Annotated in this window: 29 protein-coding genes and 6 tRNA genes; 14 read left to right on the top strand and 21 right to left on the bottom strand. The window is 60.5% G+C overall.

Annotation, left to right across the window (positions count from 1 at the left end):
* The first annotated feature begins 655 nt into the window (after window positions 1-655).
* Genes E5221_RS03765 through E5221_RS03755 form a run of 3 tightly spaced genes read left to right on the top strand, consistent with a single transcriptional unit; the run spans window position 656 to window position 2278 of the window.
* Complete coding sequence (locus E5221_RS03765; protein ID WP_099593658.1) at window positions 656-898, top strand: hypothetical protein; 243 nt, start codon at window positions 656-658, stop codon at window positions 896-898.
* On the top strand, window positions 891-1817 hold the full coding sequence (locus E5221_RS03760) for a site-specific integrase (RefSeq protein ID WP_247846873.1): 927 nt from the start codon (window positions 891-893) through the stop codon (window positions 1815-1817). Before E5221_RS03765 ends, E5221_RS03760 begins: the two co-directional genes overlap by 8 nt.
* Entirely contained in the window at window positions 1814-2278 is a 465-nt protein-coding gene (locus E5221_RS03755) for a hypothetical protein (RefSeq protein ID WP_247846872.1), read from the top strand. Before E5221_RS03760 ends, E5221_RS03755 begins: the two co-directional genes overlap by 4 nt.
* A 593-nt stretch (window positions 2279-2871) precedes the next feature.
* Here E5221_RS03755 and trfA read toward each other — a convergent pair.
* The 6 genes from trfA to E5221_RS03725 all read right to left on the bottom strand — a co-directional run bounded on the left by trfA (window position 2872) and on the right by E5221_RS03725 (window position 6791).
* A complete protein-coding gene (trfA, locus tag E5221_RS03750) occupies window positions 2872-3783 on the bottom strand; it encodes a plasmid replication initiator TrfA (RefSeq protein ID WP_099593717.1) in 912 nt (303 codons plus the stop codon).
* A 2-nt stretch (window positions 3784-3785) separates the two neighbouring features.
* The gene (locus tag E5221_RS03745) at window positions 3786-3989 is read right to left on the bottom strand and encodes an AlpA family transcriptional regulator (RefSeq protein ID WP_099593719.1); all 204 of its coding nucleotides are present in this window, start codon (window positions 3987-3989) and stop codon (window positions 3786-3788) included.
* A 115-nt stretch (window positions 3990-4104) separates the two neighbouring features.
* Window positions 4105-4854, bottom strand: a complete 750-nt coding sequence (locus E5221_RS03740; protein ID WP_157765891.1) for a hypothetical protein — start codon at window positions 4852-4854, stop codon at window positions 4105-4107.
* Between the two features lie 29 nt (window positions 4855-4883).
* Entirely contained in the window at window positions 4884-6068 is a 1185-nt protein-coding gene (locus E5221_RS03735; protein ID WP_247846871.1) for a tyrosine-type recombinase/integrase, read from the bottom strand.
* A gap of 165 nt (window positions 6069-6233) precedes the next feature.
* Window positions 6234-6309 (bottom strand) — tRNA-Thr (locus E5221_RS03730).
* A 71-nt stretch (window positions 6310-6380) separates the two neighbouring features.
* Entirely contained in the window at window positions 6381-6791 is a 411-nt protein-coding gene (locus tag E5221_RS03725) for a pilin (RefSeq protein ID WP_123085805.1), read from the bottom strand.
* Between the two features lie 215 nt (window positions 6792-7006).
* Here E5221_RS03725 and E5221_RS03720 point away from each other — a divergent pair, with 215 nt between their 5' ends.
* From E5221_RS03720 to yacG, 4 genes are read left to right on the top strand one after another with little or no spacing between them, the layout of a single operon-like run.
* The gene (locus E5221_RS03720) at window positions 7007-8215 is read left to right on the top strand and encodes a type II secretion system F family protein (protein WP_247846870.1); all 1209 of its coding nucleotides are present in this window, start codon (window positions 7007-7009) and stop codon (window positions 8213-8215) included.
* Window positions 8216-8217: 2 nt separating this feature from the next.
* Complete coding sequence (locus E5221_RS03715; protein ID WP_232880148.1) at window positions 8218-9084, top strand: A24 family peptidase; 867 nt, start codon at window positions 8218-8220, stop codon at window positions 9082-9084.
* The gene (gene coaE / locus E5221_RS03710) at window positions 9084-9707 is read left to right on the top strand and encodes a dephospho-CoA kinase (RefSeq protein WP_013970769.1); all 624 of its coding nucleotides are present in this window, start codon (window positions 9084-9086) and stop codon (window positions 9705-9707) included. The genes E5221_RS03715 and coaE overlap by 1 nt, the downstream gene beginning before the upstream one ends.
* Window positions 9704-9904, top strand: a complete 201-nt coding sequence (yacG, locus tag E5221_RS03705; RefSeq protein WP_003260624.1) for a DNA gyrase inhibitor YacG — start codon at window positions 9704-9706, stop codon at window positions 9902-9904. The genes coaE and yacG overlap by 4 nt, the downstream gene beginning before the upstream one ends.
* Window positions 9905-10141: 237 nt before the next feature.
* On the opposite strand, the gene E5221_RS03700 is transcribed toward yacG, so the two are convergent.
* Complete coding sequence (locus tag E5221_RS03700) at window positions 10142-10849, bottom strand: energy-coupling factor ABC transporter permease (protein WP_043935298.1); 708 nt, start codon at window positions 10847-10849, stop codon at window positions 10142-10144.
* A gap of 86 nt (window positions 10850-10935) precedes the next feature.
* Here E5221_RS03700 and E5221_RS03695 point away from each other — a divergent pair, with 86 nt between their 5' ends.
* From E5221_RS03695 to E5221_RS03680, 4 genes are all read left to right on the top strand, one after another.
* Complete coding sequence (locus tag E5221_RS03695; protein ID WP_015268860.1) at window positions 10936-11367, top strand: hypothetical protein; 432 nt, start codon at window positions 10936-10938, stop codon at window positions 11365-11367.
* 55 nt (window positions 11368-11422) lie between these two features.
* Window positions 11423-12052: a DUF1780 domain-containing protein gene (locus tag E5221_RS03690; RefSeq protein WP_013970766.1), complete on the top strand. Its 630-nt coding sequence runs from the start codon at window positions 11423-11425 to the stop codon at window positions 12050-12052.
* 133 nt (window positions 12053-12185) lie between these two features.
* Entirely contained in the window at window positions 12186-12359 is a 174-nt protein-coding gene (locus tag E5221_RS03685; protein WP_013970765.1) for a DUF3094 family protein, read from the top strand.
* A gap of 84 nt (window positions 12360-12443) precedes the next feature.
* The gene (locus E5221_RS03680) at window positions 12444-13739 is read left to right on the top strand and encodes an NAD(P)/FAD-dependent oxidoreductase (protein ID WP_003260618.1); all 1296 of its coding nucleotides are present in this window, start codon (window positions 12444-12446) and stop codon (window positions 13737-13739) included.
* A gap of 194 nt (window positions 13740-13933) precedes the next feature.
* Here E5221_RS03680 and E5221_RS03675 read toward each other — a convergent pair.
* From E5221_RS03675 to rluD, 8 genes are all read right to left on the bottom strand, one after another.
* Window positions 13934-14009 (bottom strand) — tRNA-Lys (locus E5221_RS03675).
* Window positions 14010-14014: 5 nt separating this feature from the next.
* Window positions 14015-14091 (bottom strand) — tRNA-Pro (locus tag E5221_RS03670).
* Between the two features lie 47 nt (window positions 14092-14138).
* Window positions 14139-14214, bottom strand: a tRNA-Lys gene (locus tag E5221_RS03665).
* Between the two features lie 6 nt (window positions 14215-14220).
* Window positions 14221-14297, bottom strand: a tRNA-Pro gene (locus E5221_RS03660).
* Window positions 14298-14301: 4 nt separating this feature from the next.
* Window positions 14302-14377: transfer RNA gene (locus E5221_RS03655), tRNA-Asn, on the bottom strand.
* 432 nt (window positions 14378-14809) lie between these two features.
* Window positions 14810-17374, bottom strand: coding sequence for an ATP-dependent chaperone ClpB (clpB, locus tag E5221_RS03650; protein ID WP_015268858.1), 2565 nt, complete (start codon window positions 17372-17374; stop codon window positions 14810-14812).
* A gap of 252 nt (window positions 17375-17626) precedes the next feature.
* Window positions 17627-18367: a peptidoglycan editing factor PgeF gene (pgeF, locus tag E5221_RS03645; RefSeq protein WP_247846869.1), complete on the bottom strand. Its 741-nt coding sequence runs from the start codon at window positions 18365-18367 to the stop codon at window positions 17627-17629.
* Window positions 18364-19326, bottom strand: a complete 963-nt coding sequence (gene rluD / locus E5221_RS03640) for a 23S rRNA pseudouridine(1911/1915/1917) synthase RluD (RefSeq protein WP_015268856.1) — start codon at window positions 19324-19326, stop codon at window positions 18364-18366. The genes pgeF and rluD overlap by 4 nt, the downstream gene beginning before the upstream one ends.
* Before the next feature lie 147 nt (window positions 19327-19473).
* Between rluD and E5221_RS03635 the strand changes: the two genes are divergently transcribed.
* Together E5221_RS03635 and E5221_RS03630 are read left to right on the top strand one after the other, a co-directional pair.
* The gene (locus E5221_RS03635; RefSeq protein WP_013970761.1) at window positions 19474-20493 is read left to right on the top strand and encodes an outer membrane protein assembly factor BamD; all 1020 of its coding nucleotides are present in this window, start codon (window positions 19474-19476) and stop codon (window positions 20491-20493) included.
* Window positions 20494-20587: 94 nt separating this feature from the next.
* Window positions 20588-20818, top strand: a complete 231-nt coding sequence (locus E5221_RS03630; RefSeq protein ID WP_013970760.1) for a PP0621 family protein — start codon at window positions 20588-20590, stop codon at window positions 20816-20818.
* A gap of 92 nt (window positions 20819-20910) precedes the next feature.
* Here E5221_RS03630 and thiO read toward each other — a convergent pair whose 3' ends face one another.
* The 5 genes from thiO to E5221_RS03605 are packed head-to-tail and all read right to left on the bottom strand — an operon-like array spanning window position 20911 to window position 23738.
* Window positions 20911-22008, bottom strand: a complete 1098-nt coding sequence (gene thiO / locus E5221_RS03625) for a glycine oxidase ThiO (RefSeq protein ID WP_061552033.1) — start codon at window positions 22006-22008, stop codon at window positions 20911-20913.
* Window positions 22009-22062: 54 nt separating this feature from the next.
* Entirely contained in the window at window positions 22063-22452 is a 390-nt protein-coding gene (locus E5221_RS03620) for a type IV pilin protein (protein WP_013970758.1), read from the bottom strand.
* 1 nt (window position 22453) lies between these two features.
* The gene (locus E5221_RS03615; RefSeq protein WP_003258209.1) at window positions 22454-22918 is read right to left on the bottom strand and encodes a hypothetical protein; all 465 of its coding nucleotides are present in this window, start codon (window positions 22916-22918) and stop codon (window positions 22454-22456) included.
* The gene (locus E5221_RS03610; RefSeq protein ID WP_247846868.1) at window positions 22915-23559 is read right to left on the bottom strand and encodes a prepilin-type N-terminal cleavage/methylation domain-containing protein; all 645 of its coding nucleotides are present in this window, start codon (window positions 23557-23559) and stop codon (window positions 22915-22917) included. Before E5221_RS03610 ends, E5221_RS03615 begins: the two co-directional genes overlap by 4 nt.
* Entirely contained in the window at window positions 23556-23738 is a 183-nt protein-coding gene (locus E5221_RS03605; RefSeq protein WP_247846867.1) for a prepilin-type N-terminal cleavage/methylation domain-containing protein, read from the bottom strand. The genes E5221_RS03610 and E5221_RS03605 overlap by 4 nt, the downstream gene beginning before the upstream one ends.
* A gap of 109 nt (window positions 23739-23847) precedes the next feature.
* Between E5221_RS03605 and E5221_RS03600 the strand changes: the two genes are divergently transcribed.
* Complete coding sequence (locus E5221_RS03600; protein ID WP_024086212.1) at window positions 23848-24345, top strand: GspH/FimT family pseudopilin; 498 nt, start codon at window positions 23848-23850, stop codon at window positions 24343-24345.
* 79 nt (window positions 24346-24424) lie between these two features.
* Here E5221_RS03600 and ispH read toward each other — a convergent pair whose 3' ends face one another.
* Window positions 24425-25372 (bottom strand): 4-hydroxy-3-methylbut-2-enyl diphosphate reductase, encoded by a 948-nt coding sequence (gene ispH / locus E5221_RS03595; protein ID WP_013970753.1) that lies wholly within the window; start codon window positions 25370-25372, stop codon window positions 24425-24427.
* Window positions 25373-25380 lie beyond the last annotated feature (8 nt).

Here is a 25380-nt window from a genome sequence, read left to right as displayed (position 1 = left end):
GCGCAACAAATACAACGCAGCGCAGTTGCGTTGTTTGCCCGCCCCCGTTTTCGTAAGCTGATCAGGAACCAAACCGCACTGCCCGGCAGTCGTTACCCGTGTGATTCGTGGGTTGCGACAGTGGCAGGGGGCTCAGCCTGCGTCATCGCGGGCATTAGCCCATCGGCCACACCTGCGTCATCGCGTGTGTGCCCGGCCCAACGCCGACTACGTATCGGGACCATCAACGACCAATCACTTGAGGAGTGAAGACAACCCAACATGGTCAGCCAGACCCAATGGCAGCCGAACCTGAGCGGACACTCAGGAACTCACTCGGAGAATCCGAGTAGGCGTGAACAGTCCCCGCCTGCATCTCATGCTAAGGGGGGCGAACAGGCACACAACGAACCATCTCCGGATGGTGTGTCGCTGAACCGGCAACGACCAATCACTTGAGGAGTGAAGACAACCCAACATGGTCAGCCAGACCCAATGGCAGCCGAACCTGAGCGGACACTCAGGAACTCACTCGGAGAATCCGAGTAGGCGTGAACAGTCCCCGCCTGCATCTCATGCTAAGGGGGGCGAACAGGCACACAACGAACCATCTCCGGATGGTGTGTCGCTGAACCGGCAACGGTCAGGAGTTCTTACACCTGATAGAGAGAATCCCATGAGCGAATTCGATGCGCAGAGCATTACTGCACGCCTCAAGGCCGAATCAAGGATTCGGAGAAAACCCCGAACTTATGCCCAGCGTCGCTCATTGTTGGATAACTATAAATACGAGCTGTTGCAGCTTGATTCAGCAGGCTGCAATGGCACCGAACTGCAACGCTGGATAGCGGAAAGAGGTATCAAGATTCAACGCTCTACAGTGCACCGATGGCTACATCGGAATCGCCTGAGTGGCTAAGTTTGCCAAGCCTACAACGCAAGCTGCATCCGTGATGAAAAAGCTCCAGGGCACCCAAATTCGATCCGTGGGCACTGTCCGTAACTACGAGCAGCGGTTGGTACGCATCACCGCTTACCTACAGCAGCATCGCTTAGGCAGCCTCCGCGAAATGACCCCTGATCGCGCGATTAGCTACCTCCAGCAAAGGGCGACGACCGTGGGTCAGAAAACACTCGATATGGAGCGTCAGGCTCTCCAGGCCATGATGCAACACGTCACCCTACAACTGCCGATAGGCCGGTCTCTGGAAGTAATTAAAAGCAGCGCGACCGCTCGCACCAGCACGAAGCAGCACCCGACTTTGGGTCGCCGTTTGGCCAACCAAACACGAGCATATAACCGCGAGCAGATGACGCTGATCGCCTCTCGGCAAGCTCCTCACAACTCGCTTGCGACAGAGATTGCATACGCAGCGGGTCTCCGTGCTCATGAATTGCTGAGTCTCCAAAGAACTCATCGCCGTGTAGCGGATGAACGTCCAACGCACGGGATGAAATTTGCAGGAATTCGGGAAACTACGATCAGCTACACCGTTCACGGTAAAGGTGGACTAGTTCGCGAGGTGCGTATCCCGATTCCACTGGCTCAACGATTAGAAAGGACCCGGCTGGCGGCACCACGGGGCGTAACGGATCGCGGCATCAACTACCAGCAATTCTATGCAATTGGCGGCGGCCAGCCTTGGAGCAAAAGCGTCAGCACTGCCTCGAAGGAAGCTCTCGGCTGGTCAAATGGCGCACATGGATTACGCCACACGTACGCTCAAGAGCGAATGGCTTCGCTACAACGTCATCTCCCACGGAAACAAGCCTTGGAGGTGGTCTCACAGGAACTAGGCCATTTCCGCCCTGAGATTACCGAGGTCTATCTGCGTTGAGCACCACTATCGATCCAACCCTGATTCACAGCTGCCTTCTCTTCGTTTTAGGTGCGTCGCTCATTCTAATTGTCGTGCTCCTCCTCCTACTCATCGAGAGCAAAAAAGCTATAGCGCAAACTGAAACGTTGCTGGATGCCAGCACTCAGCGACAGCTAGCTCTGCACAAAGAACAAGGCGAAGAAATTGAAGCTCTCGAACAACTGCACCTTGAGCGCTTAGCTGCAACTGCAACGCATCATCGACATGAGGTAGCTAGCCTCATGCAGATTCTCGGTATCGCTGACCAAGAACGAGACGCCGCGATCAAGGCCGCCTCTGACGATCAGAGACAGGTCAAGTTGATGCACGACCGCATCGCTTACCTAAACGTGCTCATGGAGACATGGGCTACTGGCGACGATGCGACGGCAGCAGTCGTGAAACAAGCCCTCCAGAGGGATCGTAATCTCTTCTCATAGTCAGTTATTAGCACCCAACTGCAAGCAGCGATTAGATTTGATTAGTAAGAGATTAGCAGCCTCCCGTGCTACGGCCGACACCCTATTCCTACTGGGCTGGAGCGCGATTTTTCAAATCGTCCAAGGGGTGCTGGAACGGTAATGATGGGGGTATCAGAACGGCATTCTAAGGGTGCTAGAACGGTATTCAGGGGTGCTAGAACGGCATCGGTAGGAGTGCTGGAACGGTATCGACAGGGGTGCGGGAACGGCATCGGTAGGAGTGCTGGAACGGTATCGACAGGGGTGCTGGAACGGTATCGACAGGGGTGCGGGAACGGCATCGGTAGGAGTGCTGGAACGGTATCGACAGGGGTGCGGGAACGGCATCGGTAGGAGTGCTGGAACGGTATCGACAGGGGTGCTGGAACGGTATCGATAGGGGTCTGGAACGGTATCGATAGGGGTGCTGGAACGGTATCGACAGGGGGGCTGGAACGGCATCGGTAGGAGTACTGGAGCGGTATCGACAGGGGTGCTGGAACGGTATAAGTTGAAGGCTGGTACGTTACGAGCAGGAATGCTGAAACGGTACCAGCGGGACTGAGACGCTATCAACGCTTCTTATCTAAGTGCCGCTTTTGAGAGGCGCTAGGAGTCGTCTTAACTTGGATCAAATGAGCGTCAACAAGATAGCTAAACGGTCTACCAACATTTGCACTTGCTTGCTTTACTGCTTCAAGAGACTTCAGCAAGTCCTTTTTAAAATCAATCAAGGAGCTTGCTTGACTTCTGCACAGCCTATGCAAAGTTTCGATCTTAAGATCATATGGCCGTGCGTGACTGGAATAGAATCCATGTATCCACTTTGCAAGCGGCTTACCGCGCAGAGCATACCTTATTGACAAATCTACATCGGTGAATTGGTCTTCACGAAAAAACGCCCCGAGCTTCGGATTCAATCGTATGACATAAATTCGTTCACTTCGCTCATGATGATCACGATAAACCTCATGAATCAAGCTGCCTTCATATGCGTACCGACCAACCTTTACCTGCAAAGCCGTGGCTTTCAAGCGGCTGATGCTCAGGTCCAAGACACGACGATTTTTACCCGTGTCGGTTTTCCCCAAAACCTTCAAAAGGCGGTAGGCAGTAATTCTGCACTCCTCTCCCAACTCTTGCATTCGCGCCAAATGTAGAACTGCTGCCCAAACGTCCAAATCACCTTGATCAAGGAGAGCGCCTGTATAGAGGATACTGACACCACCTAGCGCGCTGACCTCCATTTGTTCAACATAAGGATGCGCCCCCTTCCTCATGGTTCCAAACAACGCCGATCTAAGAGCTACATTAGGTATACGCCTAACTGAGTCGGACCAGCTTGGTAGTGATTCACGCTTGGCTTCAACCTCGACCTCAACGTGCTTATCTTTCTCTTTTTCCTTACGCCTAGCAATAGAGCTCTTTCTAAGCTCCTCTATCTTGATATTGACGCGTGGTGGAAATGGCGGATTTGTAGCCATCGTCAACGAACAGCCGAACTGATTTTATCCGCTACCCAAGCTTGTACCTGCTCCGCCGGCCATGCCACAGAATTCGCTCCGAGAGAGATTCCGGGAGGAAAATCCCCAGCTCGAATCAAGCGGTAGATCTGAGACTTACTCAGCCCTACAAGGGCGCAGACTCCCGGCAGACGAAGCAACAAAGGTGATACAGACTGATTAGCCATCTATGGGACCTCCTGGGGCCGGTTTGGATGGCTATGAATTCAATGGCACCGCGATAGAGGAGTCATGGGGAACCCCAAACTCTCAGAGGGTTCCCCAAGATTTTCTACGGATAGCTCACACCTTTTTGCCGTTTTTAGGCCCAATCCCCATGTACTTCCGAAAAGTCTTATGACATGAGAGCATATCAACTTCCGCCTCCTGCGCAAGAAGTATCAAGTGAGAGCAAACATCAAATCCATCACGCGGCGGATTATTAAACAGATTGGCCAAGTTCTTAATCTTCTGAGCACGCTTTTCACCATGATAGTCCTTAGGTGGTTCACGATGAGCCTTGTCAACTGCCTTTATTACCTCAAGCAAACCCTTCATAACCTTAACGATGCTCCCTAACTCCTGCCGGCTAAACTCATCACCGCCCCCGACTTTATTTCCCTTCCCAGCCAATTTGTCACTTATCATAAAATCAGGAGACTCGAAACCTGCATTCAAAATCCACTCAGACAGGGCGGATTTTGAGAAATATACTACGCTAGCAGGGACACTTATTGACTGCTGGGCATCCTCACAATAACAATCCAAGTTATCTTTATCACTTTGTTGTGACGAGCAAAAAATATCGTAAAAGTACCTGCTCAACCCCTGAAAATAAATCACATGAGTTCTAGCCGAACGTTTATAGCCTCCAACAGACCCAACCCAGAAAATATCATTAACCGAGTCCGGACTAAATCGGTTCACACCGTACTCAATATATAATCTTTCAATCAATTCATACAATGCATATGCAGCTTCTTGAGGGCTAACCTTGTAGAATCGGGCGTACATCGGCGCCAGATCAGACAGGCGCATAGCGTCATCACTCACTGGGAACTCCATATTTATTCAATTGAAATCTAGGCAGCACCGCACGACAAAGCGTCTAAACGGTTGGCATACCACTGAAGCATTTCACGACGCCCTTCAAGGTATTGAGCGTGATTATAGGTACCGCGAATGCTGTTCTTATCCACATGCGCCAGCTGGGTCTCGACCCACTCACTACGATATCCCTGCTCATGCAGAGTGGTGGACATCGTGTGGCGGAATCCATGACCTGTCGCCTTACCGTCGTAACCAGAGCGTTTAAGCAACTGATTTATCGCAGCCTCGCTCATCGGCTTCGCGGGGTCATTACGACCAGGAAACGCAAGCGTATAACCACCTGTGATGCCTTCTAGTTCACGCAACGCAGTCACCGCTTGCGTCGACAAAGGGACTAGATGGGCTCGGCGCATTTTCATCCGCTGGGCTGGAATCGTCCAAAGTCCATTGTCGAGGTCAAACTCGGACCACGGCGCCCCTCTGAGCTCGGCAGTCCGTACACCCGTGAGAATTAGCAAACGGGTAGCAATTTTCACCACGTCATGCCCTGGGCACGCCTGGAAGCCTCGAATCAGATCTGGGATTTCCGCGATAGGAAGGAAGGGGTAGTGCCGGGAGGTAGGCGTTTGAAGTGCCCCTCCGATATCTGCAATGGGGTTGTACTCGACCCTGCCGGTGGCAATCGCAAAGCGGTACACCTCTTGGCAGCGCTGTCGAACCTTGCGTAGCTTTTCCAAAGCCCCACGCGACTCTATGCGGCGGAAGACCTGTAACCACTGCATAGGCTTGATCTCAGACAGAGGCAAGCTTCCAACCTGCGGAAAGATGTCCAGCTCAAAAGCCTCGATGACGTCAGTCGCATACCCTTCTGACCAGCGTGCAGACTTATGCTGATGCCACTCCAATGCGAGACTTTTGAAGGTATTGGCACGAGAAATTGCCGCCTGAGCCCGAGCGACCTTTCTCTCAAGGCCTGGATGCCGTCCCTGTGAAACCAGCTGGCGTGCATCAAACGCAAGCTGGCGAGCCTGCGCCAACGTAACGTTGTCGATAGTGCCCAAAGAAATGTGTGATTGCTTACCGTCCAGCCTGAAACGGAAGCGCCAAGACTTGCCGCCGGCGGCTCGAATCCAGAGGAATAAGCCACCTCCGTCAGCAAGGCCAAAGTCCTTTTCGCGGGGTGCGGCGTTATTCACTTGCAGCACTGTCAAAGGCATGCGAGTACCTATAGATTATTGAACAGCACAAAGGTACTCGCAGGGGTACTCAGATAGCAAGCGCTGGGATGGGATCGGATGGCACCGCATGAAACAGAAAGCCCGCACTAGGCGGGCTTCTGAGGGGTTTCATGCGACTGCTTGGCACTGCATGAATCTATTGACTGGTGCCGGAGACAGGAATCGAACCTGCGACCTTCGCGTTACGAGTGCGCTGCTCTACCGACTGAGCTACACCGGCGTGTAGCGCAACGTACCACTGCTCGCACCCGTTACGCAAACCCCTGTTTCCGCTAGTTTATTGCCCCACCCTCAAGGCGCCTTGCACCCCGTCGGCGCCAGGTCTTCCTCGATGTCGGTCGTACACGCCCACCCGCTAGCCGAACGCGTCAGGGTCAATGCCTTGCCCAGCGCATTGGCCGGCGCATCCACCAGCGTACAAACGATGCTCCCAGTGCCATCCGCCGCCTTGCCGCTAGCCGTGATCGCACAGTGCGCCGTCGCCGGCTGGCCCCCCAGCGCGGCCACATCCGGCACATCCTTCCCGTCATTCAACCGCAGGTCCATCGCGGTCTTCAGCGCGCTGATCTCCAGCAACCCGGCCGCGGCCTTGGAGCGTGACTGGTGGTTGGTGTACATCGGTAAGGCGATGGTCGCCAGAATGCCGATGATCGCGACGACGATCATCAGTTCGATCAGGGTGATACCGCGTTGCCCTTTCATGAACGTTTTCCTTTTTGATACGCGTACTCGTTGAGGTCAGGCTCGACCCCGGCTGGCAGCGGCGCAGTAGGCCTGAACAGACACCTTTTGTCACCCCTGCCCGCTCGGGCGTCGTCTTCGCTGAACTACTCTAGTGAGCATCTCGGACGCACGCCCTTGCATGGGCGCGGCAAGCTGTTTCCAGGCTTGTCGCACGGGCAGAAAAAGGACCTTGCATGACCCAATCCACACTCCTCTACACCTGGCACGGCACCGACGCCAACGGCGCGCCGGTCAGTGGGCAAACGTTCGGGCGCAGCCCGGCTTATGTGCGTGCCGGGCTTATCCGCCAGGGCATCAAGGTGGCCAGTTTGCGGCCTGCCGGTGGGCTAACGTTCAGTTTGCCGAAACGGCGGGCAAAGGCCGACCCGGCGGGGTTCAGCCGGCAGCTGGCGACCTTGCTCAAGGCCGGTGTGCCGCTGCTGCAGGCGTTCGAGGTAATGGGGCGCAGTGGCTGTGATGCGGCGCAGGCGGCATTGCTGGATAGATTGAAACAGGATGTGGCCTCGGGCCTGGGGCTGGCAGATGCGTTGCAGCGCCACCCGGGCTGGTTCGATGCGCTGTACTGCAACCTGGTGCGGGTGGGTGAGCAGTCCGGCACGCTCGACCGGCAGCTGGAACAGCTGGCAGGCATGCTGGAGCAGCGTCGGGTGCTGCACAAGAAGGTGCGCAAGGCGATGATCTACCCGTTGCTGCTGTTGCTGACGGGGTTGGGGGTGTCGGCGATCCTGTTGCTGGAGGTGATTCCGAAATTCGAGGGCATGTTCTCTGGCATGGGCGTGGCGTTGCCGGCATTTACCCAATGGGTGATCGACTTGTCCACAGGGCTGAGCCGGTTTGCGCCGTTGTTGCTGGTGATGGGCGTGGTGCTGGGTTTTGCCATGCGCCAGCTCTACCGGCAGCACGCGCCAGCGCGCCTGTGGATATCTCGTCGGGTGCTGGGCTTGCCGGTGTTCGGCACGCTGCTGGGGCAGGCGGCGCTGGCGCGGTTTGCGCGTAGCCTGGCAACGTCCTACGCCGCCGGGGTGCCGTTGCTGGATGCGCTGGGCACGGTGGCCAGGGTCAGTGGCGGCGACCTGCATGAGCAGGCGGTGTTGCGGCTGCGCCAGGGTATGGCCAATGGGCAGGGGCTGCACCAGGCGATGGCCGCTGAGCCGCTGTTTCCGCCGCTGCTGGTGCAACTGACGGCCATCGGGGAATCCAGCGGCACGCTGGACCAGATGCTGGAAAAGGCCGCCAGCCATTACGAGGAACAGGTCAGCCAGGCGCTGGACCAGTTGACCAGCCTGCTGGAGCCGGCCATCGTGCTGGTCCTGGGCCTGCTGGTGGGCGGCCTGGTGGTGGCGATGTACCTGCCGATCTTCCAGTTGGGTAGCTTGATCTGAACATGACTTTATGGACTTTGCTGGCTGAGCAGCCGGCGTACTTTCTCACCCTGGCCACGGTGCTCGGCCTGCTGGTGGGCAGTTTTCTCAACGTGCTGGTGTATCGCCTGCCGATCATGCTGGAGCGGCAATGGCAGCGTGAGGCGCAGGAAATGCTGGAATTGCCGATCACGCCGCACGAGCGTTTCGACCTGTGGCTACCCGCCTCGCGCTGCCCGCATTGTGCGCATCGGATTCGCGCATGGGAGAACATTCCGGTCATCAGCTACCTGGCCTTGCGCGGGCGTTGTTCAGCCTGCAAAACCCGCATCAGCCCGCGCTACCCGTTGGTGGAGGTGGCCAGCGCGCTGCTGTCGCTGGTGGTGGCCTGGCGCTTTGGTGCTTCGCCCGAGGCCTTGCTGGCGCTGCCGCTGACCTGGTGCCTGCTGGCCCTGAGCCTGATCGATGCCGAGCACCAGTTGCTGCCGGATGCGCTGGTGCTGCCGATGCTGTGGCTGGGGCTGATCGTCAACGCCTTTGGCCTCTACGTCCCGCTGACCAGTGCGTTGTGGGGCGCGGTGGCCGGATACCTCAGCCTGTGGACGGTGTACTGGGTGTTCAAGCTGGCCACTGGCAAGGAAGGCATGGGCTATGGCGACTTCAAGCTGATGGCGCTGATCGGGGCCTGGGGTGGCTGGCAGGTGTTGCCATTGACCTTGCTGTTGTCGTCAGTGGTCGGGGCGCTGGCTGGGCTGTGCCTGTTGCGCTTGCGCCGCCATGCGATGGGCACGGCGATCCCGTTTGGCCCCTATCTGGCGATTGCGGGGTGGATTGCCGTGCTCTGGGGTGATGAAATATACGCTTCATACACAAACCTGCTTGGATTCTGATGACCACTGCGGCCTTTACCCCCTGGATTCTCGGCCTGACCGGCGGCATTGGTAGCGGCAAGAGCGCCGCTGCCGAGCGTTTCGTTGAGCTTGGCGTGCACCTGGTCGATGCCGACCAGGCGGCGCGCTGGGTGGTCGAGCCTGGCCGCCCGGCCCTGGCCAGCATCGTCGAGCGCTTTGGTGCCGGCGTACTGCAGGCGGACGGCCAACTCGATCGTTCGGCACTGCGCCAGCTGATATTCGCCGACCCGGCGCAGCGCAAATGGCTGGAGCAATTGCTGCACCCGCTGATCGGGCAGGAGATTTTCAGCTACCTGGCCAAAGCGGAGTCGCCGTATGCGGTGTATGTGTCGCCGCTGCTGATCGAGTCGGGCCAGCACCAGAAAACCCAACGGGTGCTGGTGATCGATGCGCCGCAGGAGCTGCAGGTGGCGCGTACCCTGGCGCGTGACAACACCAGTGCCGAGCAGGTGCAGGCCATTCTCAAGGCCCAGCTGGCCCGCGAGGAGCGCCTGCGCCATGCCGATGATGTGGTGGTCAATGACGGCGACCTGGCCGCGCTGCATCAGCAGATTGACCGCCTGCACCACTTTTACCTGACTTTACGAGGAGGCCAGCCATGAGCCAGCCATTGACCGTCGATTGCCCGACCTGTGGCGCACCTGTGGAATGGAACGAGAAAAGCCCGTTCCGGCCATTCTGTTCGGACCGTTGCAAGCTGATCGACCTGGGGGCCTGGGCGGCGGAGGAGCACAAGATTCCGGGGGCGGAAGAGTCCGAGGATGAGCTGTACTCGGGGGATTTGGAGCCGCGGCATTGATCCGATAGCCAAGTGGCTGTGCGGGCCTTTTCGCGGGCATGCCCGCTCCCACAGGCAACCCCACAAGCTTCAAGACTGGCGCGGTACCTGTAGGAGCGGCCTTGTGTCGCGATGGGCCGCAAAGCGGCCCTCGATTTCAGCGTTAACCCAAAGTTCGCCGGGGCTGCTCCGCAGCCCTTTCGCGACACAAGGCCGCTCCTACAAGCAAGGACCGCACCGCTGCGGTGGCCTGGTTAGTTATCGATCATCCTCCTTCCACGGCGCCTGCAGATACCGCGTGCGGTTGAAGGTTTCCAGCCACTCCGGGCAAAACACCACCAGCGCGCTGATCACCGTGCCGTTGATGAACGCTTCGGGGAACATCATCAGCCACAGGTAGCCGACAAAATCGCTGAGCCACTCCGGCATGGCGAAGCGCCCGTCCAGCCACAACAGCCCCAGCGCGGTCGACAGGCAGGCCAGCACGGTCAGTGCCGCCGGGAAGAACCCTGAACAGAAGATATACACAAACAGGTTCCGCGGCTGGGCGCGCTCGACCCCTATCGCGCACGCCTCGGCGATCAGCACCGGCAGGCCAACCAGCAACAAGCCATTCACCCCCAGCGCCGCCAGGTCCTGACGCCCCAGCACCAGCAAACCGAGCTGGGCCATGAACCCGCCCAGTACCGCCAGTGGCCAGTCCAGCAACAGCGTGACCGCCGTCATGCCTATGAAGTGGTACGACACACCGGTATCGAAATCGCGCCGCACCAACCACAAGGCAAACAGGCAGAACACCGTGCCAAACAGCAGATGCTGGCGGCGCCGGTCAGTGAACAGCTCAACCCAGCGCACCTGGCTGACCGCCCAGATCAGCAACGGCACATATCCCAGCCAGCCAAGCGTAAGGGTGGTGCCCGACAACACCTGCGCGCTGATCACCTGACGAATGCCCCTTGCAGCCATGTGGATAACGCCGAGTCTACACCCATTCTCCGTTTCATTCGGTTGCGCTAGGCTGGCACCCTCACTCGATGCAGGAAGCATTGCTCATGCCGGAAGGAATCAACCTCGCCCTGCTGCTGGCAGCAGCACTCAACGCCATCATCGGCGTACTTCACCTGGTCATCATCGCCGTCGGGCCACGCTGGTACCGTTTGTTCGGGGCCGGCGAGCGCATGGCCGTGGCCGCCGAAAACGGCCGCTGGTACCCAGGGCTGATCACCGCAGCCATCGCCTGCGTGCTGCTGGCCTGGTCGGGGTATGCGCTGTCAGCTGCCGGGGCCATCGGGCGGTTGCCCTTGCTGCTGCCGGCCATCTGCCTGATCACCTTGGTGTACCTGGCGCGCGGCCTGCTGGGGCCGATATTGCTGGCGGGTACCGGGCGCTCGCGGCGTTTCATCGTGGTCAGTTCGCTGATCTGCCTGGGGTTTGGCCTGGTGCACCTGCTTGGTGTGGTACAGCAATGGCCAATACTGGGCTGATTTCTGCGCACAAACAGCATCTTATCGTCATCGATTAACAGCTAAGCTTGTCTGCATGGATGACTCAGACTACCTGCGCCTGCTTACCATCCAGGCGGAACAAGCCAATGCCTTTCTCTCCAACGCCCGCAAGTGGGAGCGGGAGCGTTGGGTGTGCCAACGCCTGTTGCAGGGGCTGAACATCCCCTATCGCAGCGAGGACTTCACCCCGGCCGGGCAAGAACCGCCAGACGTGCTGTTCCGCGACGCGGCGTTCGAGGTGTTTTTCGTGCTCGACGAGGGCCGCCGGCTCAACGATGAATGGCGCGAAGAACTGCAGCGCCGGCGCAGTGCGTTTTCCCTGGCGCAACTGGTGCGCCGCGAAGCGCGCCCGCGGCGCATCAGTGCCACCGAGCTGCTGGGGCGGCTGGCGCCGACCTTGCGCAAGAAGGCGCACAACTACCGGGAACGCGGGCTGGAACTGAACGAGCTGGATATCATTGCCTTCGCCAGCCTCAAGCGCGAAGTGCTCGACCTCAACACCCATTTCCCGCCGCCCACCGAATACCTGCGCCAGGGCTGGCGCTCGCTGTCACTGGTCGGGCCGACATTTGCCCGGGTGCTGTTCGCCCACCCCGATGCGCCGGACTTCCTGCGTGGCAACCTGGGCCGCAGCATTGTGTTCGACGTGGGCATCAGTCTTTGATCCACTGCAGCGAGTGTTTGCGATGGCGTACACTCGGCGCCAGAGATAGAAAGCCTTATCATTTGTTTCAAGCGCTTGCGTGAACGCTGTAGCGTTTACGCAGTCCCAAACGTCTACCTGACGAGGCCCCACCATGACCAGCCGCCTGAATCCGGAAGATCAGCGTCGTGTCGATGAGTATCTGCGAGCCCCCCAGCACCAAGTCGAGCGCAGGCCCTTCCGGCCGTGGCTGCTCCTTGTGCTGGTGGTGGCCGTGACCATCGGGTTGGGTCTCATCAGCCGCCTGCTAAGTGGACTGGTGCTATGAGCTGCTTCGCGCTCGCCCTCCCCTCGTGCAGTTTGCGGCCGGCCCCCGGGGCCACGAATTCCGTAAACCTTATGAGATATCCCCATGACTCATCGCATCGTGATTGTCGGCGGCGGCGCCGGCGGCCTGGAACTGGCGACCCGCCTGGGTAAAAGCCTGGGCAAGCGCAAGCAGGCCGAGATTACCCTGGTCGACGCCAACCTCACGCACATCTGGAAGCCTCTGCTGCACGAAGTGGCCGCCGGCTCGCTGAACTCCTCGGAAGACGAACTGAACTACGTGGCCCAGGCCAAGTGGAACCACTTCAACTTCCAGTTGGGGCGCATGAGCGGCCTGGACCGTGAAGGCAAACAGATTCAACTGGCCGCCACCCTCGACGAAGAGGGCCGCGAGCTGCTGCCTGCGCGCACCTTGGGCTACGACACCCTGGTCATTGCCGTGGGTTCCAACACCAACGACTTCGGCACCTTGGGCGCGGCGCAGCACTGCCTGTTCCTCGACACCCGCAAGCAGGCCGAGCGTTTCCACCAGCAGTTGCTCAACCACTATCTGCGCGCCCACGCCGGTGACGTGGCGAGCGAGAAGATCAGCGTGGCCATCGTCGGCGCCGGTGCCACCGGTGTGGAACTGGCAGCCGAGCTGCATCACGCGGCCCACGAACTGGCGGCCTATGGCCTGGACCGCATCCAGCCCAAGGACATGCACATCACCATTATTGAGGCCGGCCCGCGCGTACTGCCGGCGCTGCCAGAGCGCATCAGCGTGCCGGTGCACAAGACCCTGGAAAAGCTCGGGGTGAAGGTGATGACCAATGCCGCCGTCAGTGAAGTGACCGAGGATGGCCTGAAAACCAAAGACGGTGAAGTGATCCAGGCCAGTTTGAAAGTGTGGGCGGCTGGTATCCGTGCGCCGGCGTTCCTCAAGGACATCGATGGCCTGGAAACCAACCGCATCAACCAGCTGGTGGTACGCCCTACCCTGCAGACCACGCGCGATGACAACATCTTTGCCTTCGGTGACTGCGCCGCCTGCCCGCAACCGGGTAGCGACCGCAACGTGCCGCCACGTGCCCAGGCGGCGCACCAGCAGGCTTCGATGCTGGCGCAGAGTTTGAAGGCGCGGCTGGAGAACAAGGCGCTGCCGACCTATGAGTACAAGGACTACGGTTCGCTGGTGTCGCTGTCGCGCTTCTCGGCGGTGGGCAACCTGATGGGTAACCTGATGGGCAGCGTGAAGCTGGAGGGCTGGCTGGCGCGGATGTTCTACGTGTCGCTGTACCGGATGCACCAGATGGCGTTGTACGGGTTCTTCCGTACGGCATTGATGATGCTGGGTAGCAAGATTGGCCGGGGTACCGAGCCGCGCCTGAAATTGCACTGACAGGCACTTGCTCCTACAGGCACGGCACTGCCCTGTAGGAGCAGCCTTGTGCTGCGAAGAGGCCGGTACGACAGAAGATTTTCTTCGGCAACAATGGCCTCTTCGCAGCACAAGGCTGCTCCTACAAGGGGTTGTGTTGCTGTGCGGAGCAGGCAAAAAAAAAGGGCATCTCATGCGAGATGCCCTTTTTTTCATGGTGGGTCGTGTAGGATTCGAACCTACGACCAATTGGTTAAAAGCCAACTGCTCTACCAACTGAGCTAACGACCCGGAAATGGTCGGGGTGAGGGGATTCGAACTCCTGACATCCTGCTCCCAAAGCAGGCGCGCTACCGGACTGCGCTACACCCCGTGATACTTAAAGAAAAAGGGCATCTCGCTTGAGATGCCCTTTTTACATGGTGGGTCGTGTAGGATTCGAACCTACGACCAATTGGTTAAAAGCCAACTGCTCTACCAACTGAGCTAACGACCCGGAAAATGGTCGGGGTGAGGGGATTCGAACTCCTGACATCCTGCTCCCAAAGCAGGCGCGCTACCGGACTGCGCTACACCCCGAGATTGGCTCCGCGACCTGGACTCGAACCAGGGACCCAATGATTAACAGTCATTTGCTCTACCGACTGAGCTATCGCGGAACTGAACTTCGGTACATCTTTACAGCTTCGAAGCTTGTGTTAGCTTCGGTCTCTTTGGCTATCCGCTTTCGCGTTGCAGCTGCTGAGGCCGGCTATTCTACATTCTTCGTTTTGCTTGTCAACCACTTTTTTTCATTCAACTTACTGATTTGTAAGTTGTTTTGCGGTCACCGGTGTTGCTGGTGATTCGCTTAGTGCCTGACAACGCGGCGTATATTAGGGGCACTCGATTTTAGATGCAAGCAAAAATTTCAAAAATTTCAGCTAGTTATCCAGGAGGCCGGAAAGGCCCGGATTTGCTGGGGCTGTGAGGGCCCCTTCGCGGGCATGCCCGCTCCCACAGGTACTGCACTGGTCCTCGGAATGTGTGTGAGGCCTGGGAGATACAGGCAAAAAAAAGCCCCGCAGATGCGGGGCTCATGGTGAAACAGATCAGCCGAAGACGATTTCGTCGCCTTCCACCTTGGCGGTAATCGCCGTGCCCGGCATGAACTTGCCTGCCAGGATCAACTGCGCCAGCGGGTTCTCGATCCAGCGCTGGATCGCACGCTTCAGTGGCCGTGCGCCGTATACCGGGTCGTAACCCACGGCAATCAGCTTGTCCAATGCCTCCGGGCTCAGGCTCAGCGACAGTTCGCGCTCCAGCAGGCGGCTGCGCAGGCGGCCCAGCTGGATTTCGGTAATGCCGGCAATCTGCTCGCGGCCCAGTGGCTCGAATACCACCACTTCGTCGATACGGTTGATGAACTCCGGACGGAAGTGCGAACCCACCGCATCCATCACCGCCGCACGCTGTGCCTCACGGTCACCCACCAGTTCCTGGATCTGCGCCGAGCCCAGGTTGGAGGTCATCACGATCACGGTGTTGCGGAAGTCCACGGTGCGCCCGTGGCTGTCGGTCAGGCGGCCATCTTCCAGCACCTGCAGCAGCACGTTGAACACATCCGGGTGGGCCTTCTCCACCTCGTCCAGCAGCACCACCGAGTATGGCTTGCGCCGTACCGCCTCGGTCAGGTAACCGCCCTCTTCATACCCCACATAGCCTGGTGGGGCACCGATCAGGCGAGCCACGGAATGCTTCTCCATGAACTCGGACATGTCGATGCGCACCATTGCCTCTTCGGTGTCGAACAGGAACTCGGCCAGCGCCTTGCACAGCTCGGTCTTGCCCACCCCGGTCGGGCCGAGGAACAGGAACGAACCACTCGGCCGGTTCGGGTCGGACAGCCCGGCACGCGAACGGCGCACCGCGTTGGCCACGGCGGTTACCGCCTCGTTCTGGCCAATCACACGCTGGTGCAGCAGCTCTTCCATCTTCAGCAGCTTTTCACGCTCGCCTTCGAGCATCTTGGCCACCGGGATACCGGTCCACTTCGAGACCACTTCGGCAATTTCTTCCTCGGTCACCTTGTTACGCAGCAACTGGTTTTCGGTCTTGCCGTGCTGGTCGACCATCTGCAGGCTGCGCTCCAGGTCCGGGATCACCCCGTACTGCAGCTCGGCCATGCGGCTCAGGTCGCCTTTGCGACGGGCGGTCTCCAGCTCCTGGCGGGCCTGCTCGATCTTTTGCTGGATCTGCGCCGAGCCCTGTACTTCGGCCTTCTCGGAAGCCCAGATTTCTTCCAGGTCGGCGTATTCCCGCTCCAACCGGTCGATTTCCTCGGTCAGTTTCTCCAGGCGTTTTTTCGCCGCTTCGTCTTCTTCCTTCTTCAGCGCCTGCGACTCCACCTTCAGCTGGATCAGGCGACGGTCGAGGCGGTCGAGCACTTCCGGCTTGGAGTCGATCTCCATGCGGATGCGGCTGGCCGCTTCGTCGATCAGGTCAATGGCCTTGTCCGGCAGCTGACGGTCGGTGATGTAGCGGTGGCTGAGCTTGGCCGCAGCAATGATGGCACCGTCGGTGATGGCCACCTTGTGGTGCACTTCATAGCGCTCTTTCAGGCCACGCAGGATGGCGATGGTGTCTTCCTCGCTCGGCTCCTCGACCAGCACCTTCTGGAAGCGGCGCTCCAGGGCAGCATCCTTTTCGATGAACTGGCGGTACTCGTTCAGCGTGGTGGCGCCAACGCAGTGCAGCTCGCCACGAGCCAGGGCCGGCTTGAGCATGTTGCCGGCGTCCATGGCGCCCTCGCCCTTGCCGGCGCCGACCATGGTGTGCAGTTCGTCGATGAACAGGATGATCTGGCCTTCCTGCTTGGACAGCTCGTTCAGCAGGCCTTTGAGGCGTTCTTCGAACTCGCCGCGGTACTTGGCACCGGCAATCAGCGCGCCCATGTCCAGCGCCAGCAGGCGCTTGCCCTTCAGGCCGTCCGGCACTTCACCATTGATGATGCGCTGGGCCAGGCCTTCGGCGATGGCGGTTTTACCTACGCCAGGCTCACCGATCAGCACCGGGTTGTTCTTGGTACGGCGTTGCAGCACCTGTACGGTACGGCGAATTTCGTCGTCACGGCCAATCACCGGGTCCAGCTTGCCTTCTTCGGCACGCTTGGTCAGGTCGACGGTGTACTTGTCCAGCGCCTGGCGCGATTCCTCGGCGTTGGCGTCATTGACCGCCGCACCGCCGCGCAGGTTGTTGATGGCGTTTTCCAGGGCCTTCTTGCTCACGCCCTGGCTCAACAACAGCTTGCCGAGCTTGCTGTTCTCGTCCATGGCAGCCAGCAGCACAAGTTCGCTGGAAATGAACTGGTCGCCCTTCTGCTGGGCCAGGCGGTCGGCCTGGTTGAGCAGGCGCGCCAGGTCCTGCGACATGTTCACGTCGCCGGTGGGGTTCTGGATTTTCGGCAGCTGGTCGAGTTCTTTCACCAGTGCCTGACGCAGGCTGTTGATGTCGAAGCCTACCTGCATCAGCAGCGGCTTGATCGAGCCGCCCTGCTGCTCGAGCAATGCCTGCAACAGGTGCACCGGCTCGATGGCAGGGTGATCCATGCCAACCGCCAGGGATTGGGCATCGGATATCGCAAGCTGCAGCTTGCTGGTCAAACGGTCTATTCGCATGGGGATACCTTCCTTTTAAAGGGCAGGTCGGAGCGATGGACAGCGCCTGTTTGTGAAGAAACCTGCCTGAGATGACCTTATAGATAAGGCTGATTCTGGAAGATTCAAGCGTAGCGGGGTTGACCAGGATCAACCTGCTGGATTAGTGCTGGGCCATTCGCAGGCATGCCCGCTCCCACAAGTACTGCTCCGCTCTCAGGGCCTGTGATTATCCTGTGGGAGCGGGTTCACCCGCGAAGAGGCCGGTGCAGGCTAGCGCGGCTCCAGCCACACCAGGGAGGCAAAACGCCCACCCTGCGGGGTACGCCGATAGGAGAAGAACCGCTCGTCGCTGACCGTGCACAAGCCACCGCCATGAACAGCAGTCACCCCACGCGCCGCCAAACGAATACGCGCCAGCTCATAGATGTCGGCCATCAACTTGCCCGGCCGGGCACCATCGACAAAGGCCCGGGCCGCTTCCGGGTGCACCGCAGTAAAGGCATCACGCACTTCCAGCCCCACTTCGAACGCCTGTGGGCCAATCGCCGGCCCCAGCCACACCAGCACCTCTTCGGGTGGCAGTGCCAGGCGATCCAAGGTGGCCTCCAGCACACCACCGGCCAGCCCGCGCCAGCCAGCATGCGCGGCCGCCACACGGGTACCGGCCCGGTCGCAGAACAGTGCTGGCAGGCAATCCGCAGTCATCACGGTGCAGGCAATGCCAGGCTGGTCGGTCCAGCTGGCGTCGGCCTCGGCCACCACAGCCGGGTCGGCATTTGCCACCACCAGCCCATGCACCTGCTTGAGCCAGGCCGGCTGGATGGCGAATTCGTCGCTCAGGCGACGACGGTTTTCGGCCACCGCGGCAGGGTCGTCCCCTACATGGTCGCCAAGGTTGAAGGTTTTATAGGGCGGCAGGCTGATGCCGCCCTGGCGAGTGGTGACACAGGCGCGCACCGAGGCCGGGGCCGGCCAGTCGGGGAACAGCAGCGACTGAGTCAGGCCACTCATCCGATAAAGCTCTCGCGGTCCTGGTTCAGCAGCGACAGCAACCAGACGAAGTCATCCGGCAACGGCGATTCCCATTCCATGCGCTCACCGGTGGTCGGGTGTACCAGCGCCAGGAAGCGTGCGTGCAGGGCCTGACGCGGGAAGGTCTTCACCGCCTCGACCATGGTCGGGCTGGCTGCCGGCGGAATGCGGAAGCGGCCGCCGTAGGTCTGGTCGCCGACCAGCGGGTAGCCGACATGAGCCATGTGCACGCGGATCTGGTGGGTACGGCCGGTTTCCAGCTTCACCCGCACATGGGTGTGCGAGCGGAAGCGTTTGAGCACACGGTAGTGGCTGATCGCAGGCTTGCCGCCGTCGGTGACTGCCATGCGCTGGCGCATGCCGCCGTGGCGGCCGATCGGTGCGTCGATCTTGCCACCGGCAGTCACCACACCAACCACGATGCATTCATAAATGCGGCTGACCGAGCGCTTTTGCAGCTGGTCGACCAGGTTGGTCTGCGCCTGCAGGGTCTTGGCCACCACCATCAGGCCGGTGGTGTCCTTGTCCAGGCGGTGCACGATGCCGGCACGTGGCACGTTGATGATGTCGGGCACATGGTGCAGCAGCGCGTTCAGCAAGGTGCCGCTGGCATGCCCGGCAGCCGGGTGCACAACCAGGCCGGCAGGCTTGTTGATCACCAGGATCTGGTCGTCTTCATAGACGATGTCCAGCGCGATGTCCTCGGCCTCCCACTCGCCCTGGGCCTCTTGCTCGGCCTCCAGGGCCAGCACGGCGCCACCATGGACGGTGTCACGCGGGCGCAGGACCGCGCCATCGACCGTCAGGCGGCCTTCTTTGATCCAGGTAGTCAGCCGCGAGCGCGAATACTCGTCGAACAATTGGGCGGCGACCTGGTCGAGGCGTTGACCGCCCAGTTCGGACGGGACCTCTGCGCTAAGTTGAATGATCTCGGACATGCTCGATTCGGCGGGCGCACAGCCTTTGGTTTCGGCTGCGAGCTTGTGGTTAAATACGGCTTCTTTTGTCCCGGGGTTGGCCGGGGCGCTCATCATAACAGGACGGCACCGCCCAAGACAGCGGCCGTCAAAGGGACGCAAGCCGCCATGCAAGTGAAACACCTGCTGCTGATCGCCATCCTCGGGCTCACCGCGGCCTGTTCCTCCAATAAGGAAGTGATCGACGAGAACCTCAGCGAGGCCGAGCTGTATCAGCAGGCGCAAGCTGACCTGGACAACTCCAGCTACACCAGCGCCGTGAACAAACTCAAGGCCCTGGAGTCGCGCTACCCGTTCGGCCGCTATGCCGACCAGGCGCAGCTCGAGCTGATCTACGCCAACTACAAGAACTCCGAGCCCGAGGCTGCCAAGTCGGCTGCCGAGCGCTTCATCCGCCTGCACCCGCAGCACCCGAACGTCGACTACGCCTACTACCTCAAGGGCCTGACCTCGTTCGACCAGGACCGTGGCCTGGTGGCGCGCTTCCTGCCGCTGGACATGACCAAGCGTGACCCGGGTGCTGCCCGCGACTCGTACAACGAATTCGCCCAGCTGACCAGCCGCTTCCCCAATAGCCGCTACGCCCCCGACGCCAAACAGCGCATGATTTACCTGCGCAACCTGCTGGCGTCGTACGAAATCCATGTGGCCGACTACTACCTGAGCCGCCAGGCCTATGTAGCCGCTGCCAACCGTGGCCGCTACGTGGTGGAGAACTTCCAGGAAACCCCATCGGTCGGCGACGGCCTGGCGGTGATGGTCGAGGCGTACCAGAAGATGCACCTGGACGAACTGGCCGCCACCAGCCTGGAAACCCTCAAACTCAACTACCCGGACCACCCGAGCCTGGTAGATGGCGAGTTCCAGCCAAAGCAGACCGAGTCTGACGGCCGCGGCTGGCTGTCCAAGGCGACCCTGGGCCTGATCGAAACCGAAACCCCGCTGCCACCGGGCGAAACCCGCGCCAACCAGGACGTGGTCAAGCAGTTCCAGGATGCACGTGACGAGATGCCGCGTGAGCTGCTGCCAACTGACGAGAACGGTGACCCGATCGTGCCGGAAGGGCCGAAGGAAGCCGAGAAGGACCGTTCCTGGTTCAGCTACATGACCTTTGGTCTGTTCGACTGATACGTAGCGGTACATGAAAGGGAGGCCCTGGGCCTCCCTTTTTTATTGGCCGCGTCCTAGACTGTCGGCTTCTTCAACCGACAAGCTGGACACCATGGTTCGCCTACTTTTCTGGATCGCCCTGATCGCCGCAGCGTTCTGGCTGTGGCGCAAGTTCAAAGCCAGCCAACAGTCGCACCCCGAGGCCAAGCTGGATGCGCCGCTGAAGATGGTGCGCTGCGCCCATTGCGGCGTGCACCTGCCCAATGACCGGGCATTGCAGCAGGGCAACGAGTGGTACTGCAGCCAGGCGCACCTGCAGCAGGGGCCTGGCCGCCAAGACTGAATTCAAATCTCCACTGGCTTCTTCGCGGGTAAACCCGCTCCCACAGGGATCGCACAGTTTTCGAAACCTGTGCTCTACCCGCGAAGAGGCCCTCAGCCCAGCCGCCCGGTTGGCGCATAGGGCGCCGGGTCGATGATCGGCTCGGCCCCGGTCAGCAAGTCGGTAAACAGCTGGCACGAAGCCGGCGCCAGCACCAGCCCGTTGCGGTAATGCCCGCAGTTCAACCACAACCCCGCATGCCCCGGCACCGGCCCGATATACGGAATACCTTCCGGCGACCCCGGCCGCAGCCCGGCCCAGTGCGCCACCACCGTCCCCCCCTCGAGCTCAGGCAACAATTCCACCGCCGAGGCCTTCAGGCTCTCCAACGCCTCCTCGGTCGGGGTCTTGTCGTACCCGGCATGCTCCAGCGTGCTACCCACCAGAATATGCCCGTCACGCCGCGGGATCGCATAGCGCCCCTTGGCCAGCACCATGCTCGGCAGGAAGTCTTCGGCACATTTGAACAGAATCATCTGGCCCTTCACCGGTTCCACCGGCAACTCCAGGCCGAGCGTACGCAGCAGGTCGCCACTCCACGCGCCAGCACTGAGCACCACCTCATCCGCCGCCAGAACGCCGTCTGCCGTCTGCACCCCGGTCACGCGACCGCCTTGCTGGACAAAACCGGTAACCTGGCAGTGCTCACGCAAGGTCACGTTGGGCAACGCCAGCAACGCCGCCTTGAGCGACTTCACCAGGCGCGGGTTGCGCACGTTGGCCACGCCGGCCATGTAGATGGCACGCTTGAAGCCCGGGCCCAGCACCGGCACCGCGTCATAGGCCGCCGAAATATCCACGGCACTCAGCGGCCGCTGCTCACGCTCGGCCCAGGCCAGCGCTTCGGCCTCGTCGTCCAGGTCGAGCCAGTACAGGCCCGTGGTGTGCACTTCGGGGTCGACGCCGGTGCTGGCGAACAAACGCTCGCCCAGCTGTGGATAAAAGTCTTGCGACCAGTGTGCCAGGGCGGTCACGGCCGGGCTGTAACGCCACGGGTACAGCGGCGAGACGATGCCACCGCCAGCCCAGGACGACTCGCGGCCGACTTCCCCCTGATCGCACACCACCACCTGCCCGACCTTCGCCGCCAGGTTGAATGCCGTCAGCAGGCCAATCACCCCGCCGCCGACCACCACTACTTGCTTGCTCATCTGTCGATCCAACACCTGAAGTAAATCCGCGATGCACCGGGCATCATTCAATCTTCAGCTTCCCCAGCAGTGCACGCTGTCTTCGACGGCACCCGGATTGCGCTGCACGCCGGCCTGGTCGAGCTGAAAATCGCCACAGCGGTCCTGCGCCATCAGCCCGCTCGGCAGCCGCCGGGCGCGCAGCGTGAAGGTGTCGCTGTCGCGCTGGGCCTGCAGGCTGTAATAGCGGGTACCGTCGGGCAACGCCGGGTCGCCCTCGGCGTATTGGCCAGTGCGTACGCGGTGGCGCTCCAGGCGCAGGGCGGCATCATGCAGCAGGCCAACCACTTCGCTGCGCGCGGCTCGCCGTAGCTGGTCGCTGTAACTGGGGTAGGCAATGGCTGCCAGAATGCCGGTCACGGCCAGCACAATCAACAACTCGATCAGGCTCAAACCTTGCTGCATGTCAGTCTCCTCGCAATCTCTGCCGCCAGGCAATGCGCCGGGTTGCGTCGCCGGCCATGGCGTAGACCGCTTCCAGCACATGCCGTGACTGGGTTTGCAGGCTGACGGCGGTGACGCGGTACAGGGTGACCTGCTGCCCTTCCGGCATATGCGCCGCGTGTTCGCTGGTACCCAGATTCTGCAAATGGAAATAGCCGGTTCGCGTGCGCTGCCACTGCCCGCTCAGGTCATGCGGTCGAGCGGGTGGCGGGCACGCCTCGCAAGGGTCGGGGGGAGCCCGCTCGAGCTCGCCTGCCCCTGCCAGCAGCGTGGCCTCGGCCTGCTCCAGCGCCAGCAGGCCTTCGCTCAGGTAGCCGGTCATTCGCGTTTGCGCCAGCGCATTACGCAGGGCAGACGCCGCAAGCAGCCCAAGCAGCAGGCTCAGGACCAAGGCCAACAACAGGACTATGCCACGCTGACGATTCATGAGGCCGGCACCGGGTTGCGGATTGCGACGCTCAGTTCATGGTGCTGTTCAAGTTCGAGCGTGGGTTCGTAAAGCGTCAGGGCAATATCCACCCCCTCACCCTGTGCCATTTGCACACGCTGGAAACGTATTGAGCGCACATTTTCAACCAGCGGCTGGAAGTTGCTTTTGTTGCGTTTGAATTTCAGCGTATTGCCCTGGAGTTGGTAGACATATCTGCTGATGGGGTAAACCTGTGGGTAGCCCTCCTTCAACTCATCGTCCACAGACACTTTGCTAGTACAGTCCGTGTGCAGGAACCACTGCGGGCCCCCGGCTTGCCCAGGTAACTCCGCAACGACCAGGCTAAGGGTGGATGCTTCGACTTCCATCGGCCGGGCGAATGCGTGCTCTGCGCTCGAACTGCCGAAGTGCTTTGGCCGCAGTCGCAGGCAGCCGAACATCCCGGTCATGCGGATATCCTGGGCCATTCGCAGCAATGCCAGGCGTGCCTCATCCTGCATGCGTACTGCCGTGCCTTGCAGCCGCCAGGTATGGTGGGCCGAGGCGAATAGCTGGCTGGCCGCCGCCAACAGCAGCAACCCGATGGTCAGCGCCAGCATCAGCTCAAGCAAGCCGAAACCACGCTGGCCGCGACTCATGGCCGCCCCCTTTCCTGCTCACTGTGCGCCGCCATTACCGCCTTGCCATCGCGGCGCGCGTCCTCCGCAGCCTGCAATGCCTGCAGTTGCAGGCCTGCCGCTGCGAACATACCTACGGCCACCACACCCACCGCCAATAACACTTCCAGAAGCGTCATGCCCCGTTGTCTTGCGTGCATCCCTGCACCTCCTGCGACTTTTCCTGCAATTGCATTGAACCCGGGCGACTGGACCGCCGGTCCAACGACCGTGAAGCTACAGCCAAGCACTTCCAGGGAGGAATGCACGGTGAAGCAACGAGGTGTAACACTGATACAAATGTTGTCGGCCCTGGCGGTGGCCGTATTGCTGACACAGCTCGGCATGCCGGCCTACGCCAGATTGAGCGACGACCTACACAGGGCGGCAGCTGCGCGTGACTTGGCGCAGGCACTGCGCAGTGCGCGCAGCCATGCCATGTTGCAAAGCCAGCCGGTGCTGGTGCAGGCGTTGGACGGTAACTGGGGGAATGGTTGGCAGGTGATGCTGGAGCATAACGGGCAGGTGCTGCGCGAGCAGCGTCTTTCACGGCCGCTGAAGATCACGAGCAATCGCGGTGAGCAGCTGAAATTCAGTGCGCAGGGTGTTCCGCTTGGGGCCAACGGTAATTGGTTAGGTTCAACGATGGAGATTTGCGAGCGCTTGACCGCAACTAGCCAGTATCAAGTTGTGATGGCATCGACTGGCAGGGTCAACGTACAGATGGGAGAGCCAAAAAAATCCCGATGCAAAGACACCTCCAGCTAGCATACGTGGTCGTTGTGGGAGCGGCCCTTTCGCGACACAAGGCCGCTCCCACATAAAACAGCACCAGGTGGGTGCCGTTTCAGATCAGCGACCGAACCCGCAGTTCCTTGGGCATGGAGAAGGTGATGTTCTCTTCCCGCCCATCCAGCTCTTCAGCACCGGTGGCGCCCCAGGCCTTGAGCTGCTCGATCACGCCACGCACCAGCACTTCGGGAGCCGAAGCGCCAGCGGTGATGCCGACCCGCGCCGTCTGGTCGAACCAGCCACGCTGCAGGTCCTCGGCACCGTCGATCAGGTAGGCCGGGGTGCCCATGCGCTCGGCCAGCTCGCGCAGGCGGTTGGAGTTGGAGCTGTTCGGGCTGCCGACCACCAGTACCACGTCGCACTCGTCCGCCAGTTGCTTGACCGCGTCCTGGCGGTTCTGGGTGGCGTAGCAGATGTCGTCCTTGCGCGGGCCGCCAATGTTCGGGAAGCGCGCACGCAGGGCGTCGATCACACGACTGGTGTCGTCCATCGACAGCGTGGTCTGGGTGACGAACGCCAGGTGGTCCGGATCCTTCACCTGCAGGTTGGCAACATCCTCCTCGTCTTCGACGAGGTAGATGGCGCCACCGTTGCTGGCGTCGTACTGGCCCATGGTGCCTTCGACCTCCGGATGCCCTTCGTGGCCGATGAGAATGCACTCACGGCCGTCGCGGCTGTACTTGGCCACTTCGATGTGCACCTTGGTCACCAGCGGGCAGGTGGCATCGAACACTTTCAGGCCACGGCCAGCAGCTTCCTGGCGCACAGCCTGGGAAACCCCGTGGGCACTGAAGATGACGATGACGTCGTCCGGTACCTGGTCCAGCTCTTCGACGAAGATGGCGCCACGGTTGCGCAGGTCTTCCACCACGAACTTGTTGTGCACCACTTCGTGACGCACATAGATCGGCGGGCCGAAGACTTCCAGCGCGCGGTTGACGATCTCGATCGCCCGGTCGACCCCCGCGCAGAAGCCGCGAGGGTTGGCGAGTTTGATTTGCATGCTCGGCT

Source organism: Pseudomonas sp. A2, assembly GCF_023100865.1.
Classification (GTDB): Bacteria; Pseudomonadota; Gammaproteobacteria; order Pseudomonadales; family Pseudomonadaceae; genus Aquipseudomonas; species Aquipseudomonas asiatica.
Note: the sequence above shows the minus strand (reverse complement) of the source record. Positions and strands in the feature narration are given on the sequence as shown.

Excerpts from the sequence above, each read along its gene's own strand:
- E5221_RS03765 (WP_099593658.1), top strand. The coding sequence starts at position 656 with ATGAGCGAATTCGATGCGCAGAGCATTACTGCACGCCTCAAGGCCGAA.
- trfA (WP_099593717.1), bottom strand. The coding sequence starts at position 3,783 with ATGGCTACAAATCCGCCATTTCCACCACGCGTCAATATCAAGATAGAG.
- E5221_RS03745 (WP_099593719.1), bottom strand. The coding sequence starts at position 3,989 with ATGGCTAATCAGTCTGTATCACCTTTGTTGCTTCGTCTGCCGGGAGTC.
- E5221_RS03735 (WP_247846871.1), bottom strand. The coding sequence starts at position 6,068 with ATGCCTTTGACAGTGCTGCAAGTGAATAACGCCGCACCCCGCGAAAAG.
- E5221_RS03725 (WP_123085805.1), bottom strand. The coding sequence starts at position 6,791 with ATGAAAGGGCAACGCGGTATCACCCTGATCGAACTGATGATCGTCGTC.
- E5221_RS03720 (WP_247846870.1), top strand. The coding sequence starts at position 7,007 with ATGACCCAATCCACACTCCTCTACACCTGGCACGGCACCGACGCCAAC.
- E5221_RS03715 (WP_232880148.1), top strand. The coding sequence starts at position 8,218 with ATGACTTTATGGACTTTGCTGGCTGAGCAGCCGGCGTACTTTCTCACC.
- coaE (WP_013970769.1), top strand. The coding sequence starts at position 9,084 with ATGACCACTGCGGCCTTTACCCCCTGGATTCTCGGCCTGACCGGCGGC.
- yacG (WP_003260624.1), top strand. The coding sequence starts at position 9,704 with ATGAGCCAGCCATTGACCGTCGATTGCCCGACCTGTGGCGCACCTGTG.
- E5221_RS03700 (WP_043935298.1), bottom strand. The coding sequence starts at position 10,849 with ATGGCTGCAAGGGGCATTCGTCAGGTGATCAGCGCGCAGGTGTTGTCG.
- E5221_RS03695 (WP_015268860.1), top strand. The coding sequence starts at position 10,936 with ATGCCGGAAGGAATCAACCTCGCCCTGCTGCTGGCAGCAGCACTCAAC.
- E5221_RS03690 (WP_013970766.1), top strand. The coding sequence starts at position 11,423 with ATGGATGACTCAGACTACCTGCGCCTGCTTACCATCCAGGCGGAACAA.
- E5221_RS03685 (WP_013970765.1), top strand. The coding sequence starts at position 12,186 with ATGACCAGCCGCCTGAATCCGGAAGATCAGCGTCGTGTCGATGAGTAT.
- E5221_RS03680 (WP_003260618.1), top strand. The coding sequence starts at position 12,444 with ATGACTCATCGCATCGTGATTGTCGGCGGCGGCGCCGGCGGCCTGGAA.
- clpB (WP_015268858.1), bottom strand. The coding sequence starts at position 17,374 with ATGCGAATAGACCGTTTGACCAGCAAGCTGCAGCTTGCGATATCCGAT.
- pgeF (WP_247846869.1), bottom strand. The coding sequence starts at position 18,367 with ATGAGTGGCCTGACTCAGTCGCTGCTGTTCCCCGACTGGCCGGCCCCG.
- rluD (WP_015268856.1), bottom strand. The coding sequence starts at position 19,326 with ATGTCCGAGATCATTCAACTTAGCGCAGAGGTCCCGTCCGAACTGGGC.
- E5221_RS03635 (WP_013970761.1), top strand. The coding sequence starts at position 19,474 with ATGCAAGTGAAACACCTGCTGCTGATCGCCATCCTCGGGCTCACCGCG.
- E5221_RS03630 (WP_013970760.1), top strand. The coding sequence starts at position 20,588 with ATGGTTCGCCTACTTTTCTGGATCGCCCTGATCGCCGCAGCGTTCTGG.
- thiO (WP_061552033.1), bottom strand. The coding sequence starts at position 22,008 with ATGAGCAAGCAAGTAGTGGTGGTCGGCGGCGGGGTGATTGGCCTGCTG.
- E5221_RS03620 (WP_013970758.1), bottom strand. The coding sequence starts at position 22,452 with ATGCAGCAAGGTTTGAGCCTGATCGAGTTGTTGATTGTGCTGGCCGTG.
- E5221_RS03615 (WP_003258209.1), bottom strand. The coding sequence starts at position 22,918 with ATGAATCGTCAGCGTGGCATAGTCCTGTTGTTGGCCTTGGTCCTGAGC.
- E5221_RS03610 (WP_247846868.1), bottom strand. The coding sequence starts at position 23,559 with ATGAGTCGCGGCCAGCGTGGTTTCGGCTTGCTTGAGCTGATGCTGGCG.
- E5221_RS03605 (WP_247846867.1), bottom strand. The coding sequence starts at position 23,738 with ATGCACGCAAGACAACGGGGCATGACGCTTCTGGAAGTGTTATTGGCG.
- ispH (WP_013970753.1), bottom strand. The coding sequence starts at position 25,372 with ATGCAAATCAAACTCGCCAACCCTCGCGGCTTCTGCGCGGGGGTCGAC.